Origin of the sequence: Paenibacillus sp. LK1 (assembly GCF_002750415.1) — a bacterium.
GTDB classification, from domain to species: domain Bacteria; phylum Bacillota; class Bacilli; order Paenibacillales; family Paenibacillaceae; genus Paenibacillus; species Paenibacillus taichungensis.
The window spans coordinates 43,775-60,756 of record NZ_PEII01000015.1 but is presented as its reverse complement, the minus strand read 5'-3'; the positions used below and the strand labels follow the sequence as shown (position 1 = coordinate 60,756).

At 47.7% G+C, this 16,982-nt stretch carries 16 protein-coding genes and 1 pseudogene; 11 read left to right on the top strand and 6 right to left on the bottom strand.

Annotated elements, in window-relative coordinates:
• Positions 1-4: 4 nt before the first annotated feature.
• The 5 genes from CS562_RS33135 to CS562_RS27100 form a co-directional block, all read right to left on the bottom strand.
• A complete protein-coding gene (locus CS562_RS33135) occupies positions 5-172 on the bottom strand; it encodes a hypothetical protein (protein WP_176854678.1) in 168 nt (55 codons plus the stop codon).
• Between the two features lie 64 nt (positions 173-236).
• Positions 237-926, bottom strand: coding sequence for a hypothetical protein (locus tag CS562_RS27110; RefSeq protein WP_099858748.1), 690 nt, complete (start codon positions 924-926; stop codon positions 237-239).
• A gap of 205 nt (positions 927-1,131) precedes the next feature.
• Positions 1,132-1,299 carry a hypothetical protein gene (locus CS562_RS33130; RefSeq protein WP_161490662.1) on the bottom strand — a complete coding sequence of 56 codons (168 nt, stop codon included), beginning with the start codon at positions 1,297-1,299 and terminating at the stop codon, positions 1,132-1,134.
• A gap of 544 nt (positions 1,300-1,843) precedes the next feature.
• Positions 1,844-2,662 (bottom strand): zinc ribbon domain-containing protein, encoded by an 819-nt coding sequence (locus tag CS562_RS27105; protein ID WP_099858747.1) that lies wholly within the window; start codon positions 2,660-2,662, stop codon positions 1,844-1,846.
• A gap of 72 nt (positions 2,663-2,734) precedes the next feature.
• Positions 2,735-3,685, bottom strand: coding sequence for a helix-turn-helix transcriptional regulator (locus CS562_RS27100; RefSeq protein ID WP_099858746.1), 951 nt, complete (start codon positions 3,683-3,685; stop codon positions 2,735-2,737).
• A gap of 83 nt (positions 3,686-3,768) precedes the next feature.
• On the opposite strand from CS562_RS27100, the gene CS562_RS27095 reads away from it, so the two are divergent.
• From CS562_RS27095 to CS562_RS27080, 4 genes and pseudogenes are all read left to right on the top strand, one after another.
• Positions 3,769-4,464 (top strand): response regulator transcription factor, encoded by a 696-nt coding sequence (locus CS562_RS27095; protein ID WP_076290482.1) that lies wholly within the window; start codon positions 3,769-3,771, stop codon positions 4,462-4,464.
• Complete coding sequence (locus CS562_RS27090) at positions 4,457-5,545, top strand: HAMP domain-containing sensor histidine kinase (protein WP_099858745.1); 1,089 nt, start codon at positions 4,457-4,459, stop codon at positions 5,543-5,545. The genes CS562_RS27095 and CS562_RS27090 overlap by 8 nt, the downstream gene beginning before the upstream one ends.
• A 98-nt stretch (positions 5,546-5,643) precedes the next feature.
• Positions 5,644-6,304, top strand: a pseudogene (locus CS562_RS27085) (M15 family metallopeptidase); the annotation flags it as partial.
• A gap of 231 nt (positions 6,305-6,535) precedes the next feature.
• Complete coding sequence (locus CS562_RS27080; RefSeq protein WP_099858744.1) at positions 6,536-7,087, top strand: VanZ family protein; 552 nt, start codon at positions 6,536-6,538, stop codon at positions 7,085-7,087.
• A gap of 94 nt (positions 7,088-7,181) precedes the next feature.
• On the opposite strand, the gene acnA is transcribed toward CS562_RS27080, so the two are convergent.
• Positions 7,182-9,896, bottom strand: a complete 2,715-nt coding sequence (gene acnA, locus CS562_RS27075; protein WP_076290477.1) for an aconitate hydratase AcnA — start codon at positions 9,894-9,896, stop codon at positions 7,182-7,184.
• Positions 9,897-10,277: 381 nt separating this feature from the next.
• Between acnA and CS562_RS27070 the strand changes: the two genes are divergently transcribed.
• From CS562_RS27070 to CS562_RS27040, 7 genes are all read left to right on the top strand, one after another.
• Positions 10,278-11,276, top strand: a complete 999-nt coding sequence (locus CS562_RS27070) for an amidase domain-containing protein (protein WP_373561765.1) — start codon at positions 10,278-10,280, stop codon at positions 11,274-11,276.
• 135 nt (positions 11,277-11,411) lie between these two features.
• The gene (locus tag CS562_RS27065; RefSeq protein ID WP_076290475.1) at positions 11,412-12,512 is read left to right on the top strand and encodes a D-alanine--D-alanine ligase; all 1,101 of its coding nucleotides are present in this window, start codon (positions 11,412-11,414) and stop codon (positions 12,510-12,512) included.
• 31 nt (positions 12,513-12,543) lie between these two features.
• The gene (locus tag CS562_RS27060; protein WP_053779624.1) at positions 12,544-12,867 is read left to right on the top strand and encodes a hypothetical protein; all 324 of its coding nucleotides are present in this window, start codon (positions 12,544-12,546) and stop codon (positions 12,865-12,867) included.
• A 154-nt stretch (positions 12,868-13,021) separates the two neighbouring features.
• Positions 13,022-14,023 (top strand): UV DNA damage repair endonuclease UvsE, encoded by a 1,002-nt coding sequence (uvsE, locus tag CS562_RS27055; RefSeq protein ID WP_099858743.1) that lies wholly within the window; start codon positions 13,022-13,024, stop codon positions 14,021-14,023.
• 107 nt (positions 14,024-14,130) lie between these two features.
• Complete coding sequence (locus CS562_RS27050) at positions 14,131-14,994, top strand: inositol monophosphatase family protein (protein ID WP_371129194.1); 864 nt, start codon at positions 14,131-14,133, stop codon at positions 14,992-14,994.
• Positions 14,995-15,019: 25 nt separating this feature from the next.
• A complete protein-coding gene (locus tag CS562_RS27045; protein ID WP_099858742.1) occupies positions 15,020-15,310 on the top strand; it encodes a hypothetical protein in 291 nt (96 codons plus the stop codon).
• 204 nt (positions 15,311-15,514) lie between these two features.
• Positions 15,515-16,831: an SGNH/GDSL hydrolase family protein gene (locus CS562_RS27040; RefSeq protein WP_099858741.1), complete on the top strand. Its 1,317-nt coding sequence runs from the start codon at positions 15,515-15,517 to the stop codon at positions 16,829-16,831.
• Positions 16,832-16,982: the final 151 nt, after the last annotated feature.

Genomic DNA, 16,982 nt, shown 5'->3' with positions numbered 1-16,982 from the left:
ACATTCAGTTCTCATCAGTATGGGTTTCTTGATTTTTCTTGTTCCACATTTTATATAAAATCCCCGCAATAACAAATAACAGTGCATCACTGAGTTTGAGATTACTTCCATGTAAAAATGCCGAACAGGCAAATCCAACTACAAATAATATAACAACATAAAGAAAACGCACGCTTATTCCTCCCGTCAATTGTAGATGTAGATGGTTTGAATGGCTTACGTCTCGGATTCAAAGTCTAACGCCGCTTCAAGCTCAACTTCTTCTCCAAATACGATGCAAGCCTTGCCAGCGGGCTATAGATCGTTATGCCTGTGTCTGTTGTGACCCGTACTGCTGCGGGAGCCATCGACAGTTGAGCTGCGACTACCGTGTTATCCGGGAACTGCTCAGCAAGTTGTTGTAACCCGGTGCTCACTGCTGCAAGATAACCTTCCTTATCGCCTCGCATAATTAACTCGAATGTGCCCGGGATCAGTACTGCTTCAGTCTTTATGGTCACGGCCTCATGTCGCTGCTCATCCTCATCATCTTGCTGCAAAGCCAGATTCACCCGCGCCATCGTTCCCTCAATCGTTGCGGGGTTGGTAAACGCTAGAATGTACTCGCCAGGATTCTGCTGCATTTCCTGAAGTAAGGGGTCATCAATACCAACCACGGGTACGGGAACATGTTGTACCTCCTGCTCAAGTACGGCTGCAAACAGGGTACAGGTGACAAGGATGGCGTCGGCATGACAATGTGCGATCCATTGCAGCGTTTGTGATACTTTCTCATGCTTAACTGCTTCGGTGAAATCAGCATCATGTTTGAGGCGATCCAGCCCCGGATCGACATAATGTACAAGTTCAACCTCATAAGGAGCGAGAGCTTCTTCAATCAGTGAAATGTTGGAATAGTGAGCGTGAAAACAGCCAATGGTCATCATCATACTTGCCTCCTGAAATGGATTATGTCTCATATAAGTTCCGCAGATATTTAACCCATTATAGGGATGAGGCAATAGACTGTACATATTTAAAATACTGAGTTCACAACATTTATCGTGAAAACGCGAATAACCGTTCATCCACAACTTCGCAGAGGAACGGTGCAAACCACGTAAGCGATTCTCAATTCGCACGTCATTTCATTTATCGCATAGAAGGGGCAGCATTCTTTTTAGCCATTTTTTGTTGCAAAATTTCATGAAAGGATAGACCTTGAGTGTTCTCATTCTCCTTTTTGGGAGCAGTGGTCGCCGTGTTGCGCGGATATTGATGGTGGTACGGGATCATTTGCTGAATAGGCATGCGGATCATCTTGGTTCCTCCTTTAATGCATTTTTGAATATGCATATGTGATTATTAATAGGTTATGTATTCCGACGGGTTATCGTCTCTGTTACGCAAATAGGTATATGTGACTTGTTAGACGAATCAAGCAACTTTAAGGTGTAATTCCAATTGGATTGTAGTGATTTTACCCCGTATTCAGGAGATGTAAACGTTTTTAAGTAAATTCAGGAGAAAAGGACCGCATATGTGAGGTTTCGTATGGGAGGATAGAAGCGGTTGTTAAGTGAATAGACCCAGTTTTGGGAATGCCAATTGTGTCGAAATTAAGACATATTGTCTGGTTGTATAGGTACGGCGCAAGCTAGCTAACTTGGTACCATGGTCGGTTGTCGGGTGCATATTAGGGCATTTTTCGATGGATAGACAAAGGTGAAACGCCAAAAAGCCGTCAGGAAAACCTGACAGCCTAACAGCATTTTGTATAAATCCGTGAGCATTATTCCATTGCTGAGATATAGATCGAAACGGTCCAATTGGAATTAAGAAATGACCATAATCACTTTTTTTCTTATTTTTCTTGGCGAACAGCGATATACAAGTCCACTTGTACGTTCTCAGGATCGAGGCTTCGTTCATCATACAATTCGAAATCTCCGGTAAACGTGCGCTCCCCCTGATTGTTCCAGGCCCACACCGCACCCCAGGCCTCACCTACAACCTCGCCCATCGGGCCCTTTCTGGAGGTGAACACCGCATATGTTGCAGGCGGCAGGTCAACGGAACTCACTCCCTCAGGCAACGCTTCATCCAGACCCACCTCATGACCCACCAGTATGGTGTATTCTCCATTTATGCCATCTGTATAATTAGCGTAACAGCCATAGCGGTTCGCTTCAGGGGCAGGCTGATGATCTGAGGCGAAGTAGCTGTTCCAGAGTCCCTGAATACAGCCTTTGCCACTCATCTCAATGGCATTGGTTGTTCTGGCGGACACACCTGCAAGGCGCTTTCCTGGCAGTGTGACGTACCGAATGGGCTCTGTGGAAAGCCGATTGTCGCGAGTTCCTTGATTAAATTCAACGGAATCATCCGAATTTTCTGCCCCAAATGTCACGTTCCGTTCTGAGCCGGAGGCATTCCATCTTTTCAAAAAAGGAAGCTGGTTACGCAGCATCGCCCTTGCTGATTCCTCGTCCATACCTTCCTGATTCAAGATGGCAGTGCACATTTCAATCATGCCCTCCAGCGTAATATCGGGCTGCTCGAACTTGCCTTTTTTATAACAATAGATACAGTATTGGCGGGTTGTAGTACCATCCGTTTCTGTTCCGAATTGAGCAGGGGTAGTAAGTGGCATTCCGCAGCTTTGGCATACTGTGACGTTCATGATCAATTCCTCCTCGTTATGTACAACTTGAATATAGTAGAAGTATAACGTGAGGAACTGGACACCTGTCTGTCAGGTTAGGGGTGGGGCTTTATAATGTTGTACAATTTGTTCAGCAATTCTAAGAATCTCTTCCCGAATATGCAGAGGCTCCAGCACTTCGACATCCGCGCCAAATCCAAGAATGAACCCATACAACCAGTTGTCCTCCGGGAATGCGACTTGGCTCATATAATACCCCTCACCATCAGAAACGACGTTCTCTATGCCAAACCATTCCTCTGCGATGTGACGGATACGAGCATGGAATCTCAGGCTCAGGGCCACTTTATTATCTGGAGTTGCCCACTCTTGCTGCCAGGGCCTGTCCTGCAGGTTGATCGGCTTGCGTTCGAAGCTTCCTTGGGCAAGGACGACATCTCGCATGCGGACTAGCTTGAACATGCGGAAATTGTTGCGTTCGTGACAGAACGCATAGAGATACCAGGAATGCTTTTTGAGCACAAGGGTATGCGGATCGGTCGTTCTATGAGTTTGAGTACCTTCTGCACTACAATAGGTAAATGTAATGGGCCGCAGTTGATCCATGCCCTGTTCAATGAGTTGAAGTTTCATTTGCAGTTCTTCGGGATGGGTCCACATCGAATAATCTACAATGAAGCGGCTGGTATTGGCCTGGAAATCCTCATTTTTGGCTTCAGGCACGATACTGCTGAGTTTCTCCATTAACAGATCCCGTGCTACATTCGTATGGGAGGTGGAGACACTGCGCAACGCAGTGACAATAGAGGCCAGATCCTTGTCGGTCAGTACGTTTCGATCAAGCCGGTAGCCCTCTGCCAGGCCAATACCACCGCTTGCGCCCTGATAGGTGACGACAGGAATACCTGCCTGGCCCAGCGTGTCTATATCTCGGTAGATAGTACGGATGGATACTTCAAACGTATCAGCCAGATCCTTTGCCTGTACCCGGCCACGATTGATTAACAGCACAACAATGGCTAATAAACGGTCGAGTTTCATATATTGGATTCCCTTCAATCATTTATAAGTTGGATTCAGATATGTTATATTGTTGAGCATCACATATAGGAGTGGAATAAGCAATGAAGCGTATTACGATTTTGATCGCAGATGATGAAGTTGAGATCGCTGATCTGGTTGCATTGCACTTGCAAAAAGAAGGTTATCACATCATCAAGGCATTTGATGGGAAAGCGGCGGTCCAAGCCGTTCAGACACAAGCAATAGATTTGGCCATCTTGGATATTATGATGCCTGGTATGGACGGATATGAGGTAACCCGCAAAATTCGGGAGCAGTATCACCTGCCTATCATTTTTCTAAGCGCCAAAACCTCGGATATGGACAAAATCACCGGGCTCGTGCTGGGCGCAGACGATTACATGACGAAACCATTTAACCCGATGGAGCTGGTTGCGCGGGTCAATTCCCAGCTGCGTCGTTCACTTCAATTCAGCCAGTCTGTACCGATTCAGCGCTCCATTCTGGAGAAAGGCGGGCTCATTATTTCGCCAGATCAACATAGTGTCACTCTTTATGGCAAGCCAGTAGAGTTAACACCGAAGGAGTTTGACATCCTGTATCTGCTCGCAAGTCATCCCAAACAGGTGTTTAGTGCGGAGAGCATCTTTGAACAAGTGTGGGGAGAGGCTTATTATGAGAGCGGCAATACCGTAATGGTTCATATTCGGACCCTTCGCAAGAAACTGGGCGAAGATGTGGGCAAGAACAAGTTTATCAAAACGATCTGGGGTGTGGGGTACACGTTTAATGAATAAACGCAGAAGTTTTCGAACGACCATGATTCTGTTGCTTGGTTTAAGCATGTTGGCATCTGGTGCGATTACCTTTGGAGTATATAAAGTGATGCAATACTATTACACTGGTGTGCGTGCGGAAGATCAGTTAGCGGAATATCGTCACTTTATGAGAAGTATAGGAGATATTTACTTTTTCCTCATCTTGTTTATACCGCTTGCCATCCTGTTTTTCTTCTGGTTTACCAAGCCGTATGTTACCTACTTCAAAAATATCTCCACAGGTATCCGGCAACTCGCAAATGGTGATTTCCAGCACCGTGTGCAAATTTCGACGAAGGACGAGCTGGGCGCGATTGCTGAGGATATCAATCTGGCGAGCCTGAAACTGAGGGAAGCGGTAGAACGGGGAGATTTTGCGGAGAGCAGCAAGGACCAACTGGTTGTAAACCTGGCGCATGATTTACGTACGCCGCTAACATCAGTATTGGGTTATCTGGATCTGTTGATGAAGGATGATCAGCTGACGGAGGAGCAGGTCAGACACTTTACAGCGATTGCTTTTGCCAAATCCCAGCGTCTTGAGAAACTGATCGATGATTTGTTTGAGATTACACGGATGAATTATGGTATGTTGTCGATTGAAAAAAAGAAACTTGATCTTAGTGAACTGCTAAGGCAGATGAACGAAGAGCTGTACCCTGTTTTTGAAAAGAACCACCTGGTCACCCGACTGCATATCGATTCCGAGTTAACCATTTTCGGCGATGGTGAGGTGCTTGCCCGCGTGTTTGAGAACCTGTTGATCAATGCAGCGCGTCATGGTACAGATGGTCTTTATGTGGATATCCATGGGCACCGTGATGCAGGACAGGTTATCATTCAGGTCATGAACTATGGGGGACATATTCATCCGGATGATCTGCCTCATATTTTTGATATGTACTATACCGGAGATCGTGCACGGACACCTCAGGAAGGTGGAACAGGTCTGGGGCTATTTATCGCCAAAAATATTGTGGAGCAGCATGATGGGTCTATTTCGGTCCAAAGTGATATCGTACGGACCGTATTTGAAGTGCGGTTGCCAGCACTAGAATGAAGTAAAAGACTGAATTTAAGAAAAACTTTAGAATTGCCCTGCTTTTTTTTAACTAGTTTTCTCTATCCTTGAATGACGAGGTAAAGGAGGAGCATGGAATGAAAAAGTGGGGATTTTTGATATGTATCATTGTACTGGGATATATCTTTTCCAAGTCACCCGCCCTGTTTGAACAGAAGGAAGAGGCGAATCTAGAAGTTCAGGATACGGGTGAAATTCGTGCAGGCTATACCAAAACAATTCATGTGGATATGCAGAATCAAGTACATAAAGGGAATTTATTGCTCGTCAATTCGGAGTATCCCGTTCATGCGGAGGGGATTAGAACCGATATTGTCAATCTGGCTGAACAACATGAACTAATCCGGGGATACGGATTGCTGGATCAGAATATTATGTTGTCAAAGTACGTAGCGCAAGCGTTCCAGAAGATGGTTGAAGCTGCTGGGAAAGATGACGTACGATACTTCATTATTAGCAGTGGCTATCGGGACTTTACGAAACAGGAGCAACTGTATGAGGAAAAGGGATCGGACTATGCGCTTCCCGCGGGACATAGTGAACATAACCTGGGCTTGTCCATGGATATTGGCTCTACGCTGGCTGCTATGAGTGAAGCACCAGAAGGAGCCTGGCTTGAAAAGAATGCATGGAAATTCGGATTCATCTTGCGTTACCCAAAGGATAAAGTGGACATCACCGGCATCCAATTCGAACCATGGCATTTCCGCTATGTGGGATTGCCGCACAGCGCCATTATGTATCATAATCATCTGGTATTGGAGCAATATTTGGAGCTGCTGCAGCAGAAAAAGAGCATTTCCGCTGAAGTCGGGGGCGAGCATTATTTTATACGTTATTACGATGCATCCAAAGATGAGACCATTAATATACCTGAGCATGGTCAATATGAGATATCGGGAGACAACATGAAGGGAGTTGTCGTGACGGTGGAGGAATAAACAACAAGAAATACGTGGAGGTTCATATATGAATCCAAAAGAGTTCAACATGAAGATGATCTGGGTCGCGGCATTGATCATCTATCTGTATCTGCTAACCAAGCTGATATTATTCAAGGGACACACGGTGGATTGGAACATTGTGAGGGTTCAACTTATGGCGATCGCGCAGCAGCCGGATCTGATTCATACGCGAACTGTTAATCTGACGCCATTTCAGGAAATCTCGAGAGACTGGCATAGCCTGTCGTTACATCGTCCAGGTACCGCGATTCATCTGTTAGGCAATGTCATGGCCTTTATCCCACTGGGTATTTTCATTCCAGTGCTGATGGGGAACAAGCTGTTGTCAGGGGCCAAAGTACTCGTACTTTCCTTGCTCTTAAGTTTTGTTTTTGAAGCGACACAGCTATTGACGGGCATGGGCATATTCGACGTGGATGATCTTATGTTGAACACTGTTGGTGGAATGGTTGGTTATGTCCTATATACCATGCTTATCGGTCTTAAACGTATGATTGTGGGAGGAACAGCAAGTACTGCGAAAAAAGAGTATAATTCCAATCAGAGTCGGGTGTAAGTATATTAATAAAAAAAAAGCTCCCCGTCACCGTGCAGAGCGCACGTGGCGGGGAGCTTTCTGTATAACTTAATTGCATTAAATATCAATGCGATTAAGATTTTTTCATCATTTGACGCAATACGGTTTGCAGGATACCACCGTTATGGTAGTAGTCCACATCAACCATGCTGTCCAGACGAGCGATAACAGGGAAGTCGAACTTGGTGCCGTCCTCACGAGTTACGGTAACCGTCAGTTCTTGTCCTGGTTTCACATCATTGCTCAGACCTGTGATGTCATACGTTTCACGACCGTTCAGACCGAGGCTGGACCAGCCATGACCTTCCTGGAATTGCAATGGCATTACGCCCATGCCCACCAGGTTACTGCGGTGAATACGCTCGAAGCTTTCTGCGATAACGGCTTTGACGCCAAGCAGGAATGTTCCTTTTGCCGCCCAGTCACGCGAGCTTCCTGTACCATACTCTTTACCAGCGATAACGATCAGGTTCTGTCCCTCGTCCTGATACTTCATGGAAGCATCGTAGATGGACATTTCTTCGTCTGTTGGCAGGTATTTCGTAATACCACCCTCAGTACCTGGAGCCACTTGGTTACGAATACGAATGTTTGCAAATGTACCACGCATCATAACTTCATGGTTACCACGACGGGAGCCGTAAGAGTTGAAGTCTTTGCGTTCTACGCCATGTTCTTTCAGGTACAGTCCAGCTGGACTGGATGGTGCGATATTACCCGCTGGCGAGATGTGATCCGTTGTTACGGAGTCAGCAAGCAATGCCATAACACGTGCGGAACGAATATCTGCGATATCAGTCAACTTGTCGCCAAGCTCCTGGAAGAAAGGTGGATTCTGAATGTACGTGGAGTTTGGATCCCACTCATACAATTCGCCTTCCGGTACTGGGATCGTATTCCAACGTTCGTTAGCTGTAAATACGTTCTCGTATTTGTTGCGGAACATCTGTGCATTCAGCGAGCTAGCGATGGTATCCTTGATTTCCTCGGAGCTAGGCCAGAGGTCTTTCAGGAATACAGGTTCGTTGTTGGTATCATAACCGATTGGATCGGTTGCAAAATCAATATTAACGGTACCCGCGAGAGCGTACGCCACAACGAGTGGCGGAGAAGCCAGATAGTTGGCTTTGACCTGCGCGTGCACACGACCTTCAAAGTTACGGTTACCGGACAATACAGCCGCTACCGTCATATCGTTCTCGGCAATTGCTTCACTTACTTCGTCTGGCAGTGGGCCAGAGTTACCGATGCAAGTTGCGCAACCATAGCCGGCAACGTTAAATCCGAGTTTGTCGAGATATTCAATCAGACCTGCTTTTTCCAGATACTCGGTAACAACGAGGGAACCTGGAGTCAAGCTGCTTTTCACGTAGCCAGGTTTAGTCAGACCACGTTCAACAGCTTTTTTCGCAAGCAGACCTGCTCCGACCATAACGCTAGGGTTGGATGTGTTGGTGCAGCTAGTGATTGCCGCGATAACGACAGCACCAGCACTCAGTTCACTAGTTGAACCGTTAGGGTGTTTCACAGGCACTTTCTCAGCGATTTTCTCGTCGCTCAGACCATAGCCACCTTTGTCGATCGGCGTGCGGATAATGCTATTGAATCCTTCTTTCATTTGAGTCAGCTCGATGCGATCCTGTGGACGTTTTGGTCCGGCAAGACTTGGAACAACGGATGCCAGATCCAGTTCGATCACGTCTGTAAACTCAGGATCTACCGTATCCGCAGTACGGAACATGTTTTGAGCTTTGTAATAAGCTTCGACCAGATCCACCTGTTCGTCGGTACGGCCGGTATTACGCATATAGTTCAGTGTTTCGCTGTCAACAGGGAAGAAACCAATTGTTGCGCCGTACTCTGGAGCCATGTTGGCTACCGTTGCACGGTCAGCCAGGCTGATGTTGCCAAGACCAGGTCCGTAGAACTCGACAAATTTACCGACAACGCCTTTTTTACGCAGCATTTGGGTAACTGTGAGTGCCAGATCCGTTGCCGTTGCGCCTTCGCTCAGGCTGCCTGTCAATTTGAAACCGATAACGTCCGGTGTAACAAAATAAAGCGGTTGGCCCAGCATACCTGCTTCAGCCTCGATCCCGCCAACACCCCAACCAACAACGCCGAGTCCGTTAATCATGGTGGTGTGGGAGTCCGTTCCTACGAGGGAATCCGGGAATACAACAGTTTCGCCATCAATGGTTTTGGTTGCAGCCACAGAAGCCAGGTACTCCAAGTTAACTTGGTGAACAATCCCTGTGGATGGTGGAACTGCACGGAAGTTGTTGAATGCCGTTTGCGCCCAGCGCAAGAAACGGTAACGCTCTTCGTTACGCTCGAACTCAACCTTGATGTTGTAGTCAAGTGCATCGTTCGTTCCGAATGCATCAACCATAACGGAGTGGTCGATAACGAGATCGACAGGTACGAGTGGGTTGATCTGTTTTGGATCGCCGCCTGCTTTTTTCACGGTATCGCGCATTGCAGCAAGGTCAACGACCACGGGTACACCGGTGAAATCCTGCAGAACGATACGTGCAGGGATAAATGGAATTTCTTTGTTATTGTCACGGCCTTCTGCCCAGCCGGTCAGTTGTTTTACATGTTCTTCAGTAATAGCACGTCCGTCGAATTGACGAATAGCTGCTTCGAGCAGCACTTTAATGGAGAAAGGAAGCTTGGAAAGGTCGCCGTAGCCGCCTTCCTGAAGAGCATCTAAACTGTAGTAGCGATAAGACTTGCCTCCGACCTCAAGACTGCGGGCCGCGGAGAAATGATTCTTGGCTGACATACATGTACCTCCTTAAAATGTGTCGGTGAGATGAAGAAAACGTTCATTTAGGTGAAGAACAGGCCTTCATCGTTCCGTGTCCTTGTTCGGTAGTTTCATTAGGTGAAACGTAATTTCATAATCGTAACTTTAGTTTTAAGTATAACGTTTTCAGCTCCGTACGTAAAGGGCTTTTTGCCTGTCCAGCCAAGCTATTGAGAGATTGAATGCGTTCTCAATTAATGGGAACGGACGCGATCTCTTCCGTACGCATTATCCCCCATATTAAGGCTTCAAAACAGAACCAGACTCATACAACCGAAATTCTCTCATATAAATAAAAAAGAGTTTTCATGCAATGGATCATTCCGGACAGAACTCATGCCAAAGGGGGACACAGGCTTGGAACGCGAATGGAAGAGCGCCTTATATACCTACGTGAACCAGTATAATCGCTGTGAGATCGACTACCGCCCACAGACAAGCGAACGGATTGTCACCGATCCGGAATTTGTGATGGAACGGGGAGAGCGGATGGCCAGACTGGACCAATGGTACCGCAAGCGGCGGGCCGTGCCTCTTCGCAGTGAGACCAGCGCCAAGCTTGTGCGGACACTTATGGATGGGGCAGATGAATCGATTGTCGATGTACAATTGTACAGCAGGCTGTTCTATGAGAAGAATGGTTTGACCCATCGGGAAGACCGGATTGAACGGGAACGCCTGACCTTTCTTAGGCAAGGTGGAGTTTGGACCATTGCACGTGTAGAACGTGAAGTGCCGGAGCGTCGTCCGGTAGGAGAGGGCCGTCCTTTTCAACAAGCCGATTTTGTACAGGCGATGAATCGGCCGCTGCTTAACCGAGAAGTGTTGGGACAGGGGAGGAGATCGAGGCAGCAGCTGTACCGCAGAGATCTGGCTGTCGCCTACGCGGACCGGTGGTGGAATGCGGGAAACCCGGCATTTGAGGAATTCGAAGTAGATTGCACCAATTATGTGTCCCAATGTCTCTTTGCAGGGGAAGCACCCATCCACTATACTGGTAAAAGAGAAGCAGGATGGTGGTACAAAGGCTATGTAAATGGCTCTGAAATGTGGAGTTACAGTTGGGCCGTGTCCAATAGTTTGGAACGTTATTTATCCGGCAGCAGCTGGGGATTGTCAGCAACCGAAGTGGATCGTCCAGAGCAGTTAATGCTGGGAGATGTAATCCTTTACGACTGGGACGGGGACGGCAGGTTTCAACACAGTACCGTTGTGACCGCTTTTGATGCGGGAGGTATGCCGCTTGTGAACGCACATACAGTCAGCAGTCGCCACCGTTTTTGGGATTACCGGGATTCTTACGCTTGGAACGAGCGGACGGTGTACCGGCTTTTTCACATTGCAGATGAGTTTTGATGGTCAAAGATTTTACGGGATTCGGTGACGTGGACATCCGGTTCCGTGTAAAATAAGTCTAGATAACAGAATAAAAAGTGGTGCTGAACATGACAGACATGGCAGTATCATTGCACAGATAATCGGAGGTTACGCATGAGTATGGATAAATTAACAGTAGGCGTCGTTTACGGCGGAAAGTCAGGCGAGCATGAGGTGTCGCTGCAAACGGCGTTTGCTGTAACGAACGCATTTGATTATGAGAAGTATGAACTGGTTCCGTTTTATATCTCCAAGCAGGGTACGTGGAAAAAAGGATCCGTCATGCACGCGCCATTCGCGCAGATTGAAGATTTGAAGCTGGAGCAGGCGGCGGGCGGAACTCAGGAAGCGCTGAACGCGCTGTTCGGCCGTTTATATGGCGGAGAAGAGGCGATGGACGTCATGTTCCCACTGCTGCACGGTACGTTTGGTGAGGATGGCACGATTCAAGGGATGTTCGAGATGGCGGATATGCCTTATGTTGGCGCAGGTGTACTCGCTTCGGCAGGCGGCATGGACAAAGTGGTCATGAAGAAACTGTTCGCGCAGGCCGGAATCGACCAATGTGCCTTTACGTATTTTAACGCAACTCAATGGAAGCAGACCGAACATGAAATGATCTTGCAGGTGGAAGATCAACTGGGCTATCCGTGTTTCATTAAACCGGCCAATCTCGGTTCCAGCGTAGGGATCTCGAAGGCGCGTAACCGGGATGAACTGAAGAAAGCCGTGGAGTTCGCTCTCCGATACGATACAAAGGTAGTCATTGAGGAGTTTGTAGAGGCACGAGAAGTTGAAGTCAGTGTGCTCGGTAATGACGAACCGATGGCTTCCGTACCAGGAGAAATCGTATCTTCCGGTGAATATTATGACTATGCAGCCAAATACATCGATGGTCAGTCTCAGATGCTGATCCCTGCTCCGCTAGACCCGGAAGCCGCAGATCGCATCCGCGAGGCCGCATTGCAGGCATTCCGTGCGATTGAAGGCAATGGTATTTCCCGTGCAGACTTCTTCATTCGCAAATCGGATGGGGCATTGCTTATTAATGAAGTAAACACCATGCCTGGTTTCACACCATACAGCATGTACCCGCTCTTGTGGCGTGAGACGGGCGTATCGTATGCCGAACTGCTGGATCGTATGATTGAGCTGGCTTTGGAACGCTACAACCGCAAGCAGGCGCTGAACTACGAGAACGGCGTACACGCGTAGCCTAAGGACGACATTATAAGGAGGGGTATGAATGGGATTTCAGACCGAATTCAATTCCGTGTGCAAGTTCAAGAATGAACAAGAGCTGTTCGAATTGCTTGAGTACGGCCGTGGCAAAATGGTCAAACAAGGTTTTCGCGTATTTCCTACCGGACAGAAAGTCATTGCTTACACACCGGATAACGTGGCCGTAGCCATCGTAAAAATCGTAGTCTCCATTGCTGAGATTAACTTCCAGGGTCAAGAAGTGACCGAAGTGGAGATGCAATTGATCCGTAAACTGAACGAGGAAGAATCACGCATTCAGACTGCTCTCGCGGACGAGATGTTCTTTGGTGAACAGGCTCAGGGGTAGTTTGTTACATGTGTACCCGAACGAATGGACGGATTTGTCCAAACACGATTATGGTCACTCTTTTAGGGTAAAACTTGGTTATATAAAGTGAAGGGAAGACTGCCGGCTTCATATGCCGGGAAGGAATCCCGCCCTAATAGAGAGGAAGAAATTCATGCTCGTACGTTTTGGCTATGTGGCAATGTCTGTGCTTGTGGAGAATGCTTCACCTTCCCGGACGATGACTATGTCCAGCTTTAAGAAAATTGATGATAGGGAAGCGGCAATTCGCAAGCTTGAACGGATTGCGGCCGAGAATTTGCATAATACATTACGTTTGCTCAGACACAACAAAGGAAGCCATATTCATGTATATCGTTTCTCTTCCAAATTAATTCCGCTGGCAACGCATGAGGATCTCAGTGATTGGGACCCGTTTCCCGCACTTAAGCAGGATTTTGCCGCGATTGGCGATTTTGTGAAGGAGAACGAGATGCGTGTGTCTTTCCACCCGGATCATTTTACGGTCCTCAGTACGCCTCGGGAGGAAGTGCTGCGGAACTCCATGCGCGACCTTCGTCATCATGTACGTATGCTGGATGCCATGGGGCTGAATGCTACTGCCAAGAACAATATACATATTGGTGGTGCATACGGGGACAAGCCTAGTGCAGCGCTACGTTTTGAAGAAAATTTTCTAAAGCTGGATCGGGATATTCAGGAACGGCTGACGCTCGAAAATGATGACAAAACGTTCAATGCTCCCGAGACCCTTGCGGTATGTCAACGTATGGGGCTGCCCATGGTGCTGGATATCCACCATCAATGGGTGAACAATGAAGGCGAACAGCCATGGGATCTTTGGCCGGATATATTGAAGACATGGGAGTCCCCGCTTGCTCAAGCGGATTCACCGGCAGACAAGCCGTTACCGCCCAAAATTCACGTCTCCAGTCCAAAGAGTGAGAAGGACCTGCGAGGACATGCGGATGGGGTTGAGGTGGAACCATTGCTGGCTTTTTTACGTCATATTGCAGCAGATACGCCTGCCCTTGATGTGATGATTGAGGCCAAACGCAAGGATGAAGCTCTGGTGCAGTTGATGCAGAAACTAGCATTCTATCACGAAGAGGGTGTGGAGTGGGTGGACGAGTCAACGGTTATCATTCATCCGTAGCGCCAAAAGGGGCCTGGGCAACGAGAAACTTTACGACCCTCGGGGCGTATACTTTTAACAAGTATTTTAATTTTTCGTAGATTGATATAGAAAGTAGAGTGAACGCTTTGAATGAGAAGGAAAAAACACCTTATGTCGTGACAAGCAAAAGCTATACTGCCGTCGCCATTAATGCAGCTTCCAAAGCTGGAGAGTGGATCAAGAGTCGTCTCGGTACTGTGGGGGAGCCCGGAACCAAGTATTCGCCGCAGGATCTCGTTACTGAAGTCGATAAAGGTGCGGAACAGATGATCCGCCGCCTGATTCTGACGCATTTTCCCCATCATGCCATTCTGGGTGAAGAAGGCGTGGAACCGGGACCGGAAGCATCAGCGAAGGCACTGAAAGAAGCTGAGGAAGAAGAGTTTCTCTGGATTGTGGACCCGGTGGACGGAACGACGAACTTTGTACATGGTTTTCCGTTCTACTCCGTATCCATTGCCTTGGCCCATAACGGTGAGGTGATTGTGGGGGTAATCTACGATCCTTCCCGTGACGAGATGTTTGTTGCGGAAAAAGGAAAAGGCGCTTACGTGCACGGAAACCGGATGCTTGTATCGGGTGAACAGGAACTGGCACAGAGCCTGATCGCGGTTGGTTTCCCAGCGGATACAACCTACGCGTTGCCGATCAATATGGCCGCTGTTCAGGCGCTTGCACCGCAAGTACGCAGTCTGCGTGCGGGTGGTTCTGCTGCCCTGCATTTGGCATATGTTGCAGCGGGGCGCCTCAGCGCTTATACCGAAGTTGGTTTGAAGCCATGGGATATCGCCGCAGGTGCACTGCTGGTTGAGGAATCCGGCGGCAAGGTTACCGATACCGTGGGAACGCCTTACCAACTGTCCGTGAGTCATGTGGTTGCCAGCAATGGCAAGATTCATGATGCACTGACAGATGTGCTGAAGAAAGCAAACGCAACAGGTTTGGAGTAAAAATTTACTGAAGGAGCGAACAACAATGGATGAATCCAAAGAACTGGAACGACGTTTGAGTGATATGCTGACTGAAGGGGACATGGAGGAGTCCGGCGATGCTGACAAACGTGAACGTCAGCTGATTCCCCCCAAGTACGAGGTGCGCATTCAGACAGAACGGGACCCGATTGTCGAAGAAACGTTGAAGTACCGGGACATGGCACGTGAGGTGGACGATCGCTACGATCAATACCTAGAACGTTCTGCCGGGAACAAACCGGATACCGACCCGAATGGTTCTGATTCTGGAGACGCGAATAAATCAAAGTCTTAACGAGTGGACATCTTGCTTATACTCAACGGATAACAGACTTGCCAAATTTGGGAGTCTGTTTTTCGTGCGGGTAGGGGTGCAGACGACAGCTCCCCGTTAATAATGTTAGAATAGAGTTACACGAACTTCTGTCATCGAAGTGAAGAGTGTAATATGTAATTATATTTTATTATATAGATACGAGAAAAAAGGAGTGTTCTAAGAATGAAGCGTAGACGCATATGGAGAAGTACCGCCGCGGGATTAACGGCAAGTATGCTGGCAGGGATGCTGATTTTGGCATCATCCGCACAGTCTGCTCATGCTGCAGATAGCAATACGTTACCAGCGGGAAGCGTAACATCATCGTTGCCTTTACAGAAAGATGCGGTAGCGGTAACCAAGGATTTCCGCCTCGTCACATTGGGGGATTCCATCACTGTAGGGTATGAGCCGAACCTGAAAGAACTGCCATACGGTTATGTAGAACGGTTGCAGGAACAAGGTCTGCTTCACGGACGTACTCAGGTGGACAACTATGGTATTGCCGGATTGAAGAGCAGTGGTTTGAAAAACTTTGCAGATGCGATTAAAGAAGGGAAAGCGCTCACTTCCGAAGCTATTCAGCCGAGCCTTCCTGATCCAAGAGCGGCACAAGTTGGAGCCAATATTGCTGCCATCCGGGAGAGTGTAGCTGGAGCTAATCTCGTTGCCATCACAATTGGCGGGAACGATGTATCCGAGTTGCTCGGTTCAGCAGATAAGTTGAGTGATGCAGAACTGGAAGCCAAAGTAAAGGAATTGCTATCTTCTTATACAGCCAATGTTAGTGCAGTTATCAATGATATTTATGAGATTAATCCTAATGCCAAAATCGTAATCGCAGACCAGTACCAACCTATGCCTGAAGTAGCTGGCAAAGCGCTCTATGCGAAACTGATGGAAGCTTCCCAAGGGTTTACTGCGACCATTGATGGAATTGCGACTGAATTTTCCGCTAAAGGGATTGATGTAAAAGTAGCTCATGTCGCCAAGGAGTTTATTGGCGGTGAAGGCACGATGACTCATATGATTAAGGACCGCGATTTCCACCCGAATCAGTTCGGATATGAAGCGATTGCCCAAGTATTCGCAGAAACAATCTGGGGCGATTACACCAAACTGACGGCTCCTGCTGCAGGCCAACCGATGAATATCATCGTCAGTGGTAAAACGCTGGATACACCGTACAAACCAATTAACCGCAATGGTAAAAACTTTGTGGCGATCCAGGATATCGTGAATGCCGTTGGCGCAACCACGGTATGGGATAACAAAACCTCAACCGCAACGATTACATACGGAGATCGGAAGGTTGCTGTTAAGATTGGTGCAACGGCTGTTCAGGTGAATGGTGCATCTGTAGCCGTGGATACACCCGCATTCCTGAGCAAGGTGGGTACAGAATCCAAAACGTATGTACCTCTCGCCATGGTAGCCGAGGGTCTTGGCTTTGATGTCCAGTATGTAGCCAAGTTAAAAACGGTATTTGTAAATCCATAACAATAAGTAGTACTTTTATACACTATTTAGCATGATATCGAACAGCCAGATTCCTTGATCCTTTCAGGGAAACTGGCTGTTTTTGCGTCTGTTTTCATGCAAGTACAAAGAGACACACCTTCGAAAATGACCTAAAATGTTGCATAAATAT

Bases quoted from the DNA above. Each gene is read 5' to 3' on its own strand.
- CS562_RS27090 (WP_099858745.1), top strand. From the start codon at position 4,457: ATGAATAAACGCAGAAGTTTTCGAACGACCATGATTCTGTTGCTTGGT.
- CS562_RS27110 (WP_099858748.1), bottom strand. From the start codon at position 926: ATGATGACCATTGGCTGTTTTCACGCTCACTATTCCAACATTTCACTG.
- CS562_RS27080 (WP_099858744.1), top strand. From the start codon at position 6,536: ATGAATCCAAAAGAGTTCAACATGAAGATGATCTGGGTCGCGGCATTG.
- uvsE (WP_099858743.1), top strand. From the start codon at position 13,022: ATGCTCGTACGTTTTGGCTATGTGGCAATGTCTGTGCTTGTGGAGAAT.
- CS562_RS27095 (WP_076290482.1), top strand. From the start codon at position 3,769: ATGAAGCGTATTACGATTTTGATCGCAGATGATGAAGTTGAGATCGCT.
- acnA (WP_076290477.1), bottom strand. From the start codon at position 9,896: ATGTCAGCCAAGAATCATTTCTCCGCGGCCCGCAGTCTTGAGGTCGGA.
- CS562_RS27040 (WP_099858741.1), top strand. From the start codon at position 15,515: ATGAAGCGTAGACGCATATGGAGAAGTACCGCCGCGGGATTAACGGCA.
- CS562_RS27100 (WP_099858746.1), bottom strand. From the start codon at position 3,685: ATGAAACTCGACCGTTTATTAGCCATTGTTGTGCTGTTAATCAATCGT.
- CS562_RS27060 (WP_053779624.1), top strand. From the start codon at position 12,544: ATGGGATTTCAGACCGAATTCAATTCCGTGTGCAAGTTCAAGAATGAA.
- CS562_RS27065 (WP_076290475.1), top strand. From the start codon at position 11,412: ATGAGTATGGATAAATTAACAGTAGGCGTCGTTTACGGCGGAAAGTCA.
- CS562_RS27105 (WP_099858747.1), bottom strand. From the start codon at position 2,662: ATGAACGTCACAGTATGCCAAAGCTGCGGAATGCCACTTACTACCCCT.
- CS562_RS27045 (WP_099858742.1), top strand. From the start codon at position 15,020: ATGGATGAATCCAAAGAACTGGAACGACGTTTGAGTGATATGCTGACT.
- CS562_RS33130 (WP_161490662.1), bottom strand. From the start codon at position 1,299: ATGATCCGCATGCCTATTCAGCAAATGATCCCGTACCACCATCAATAT.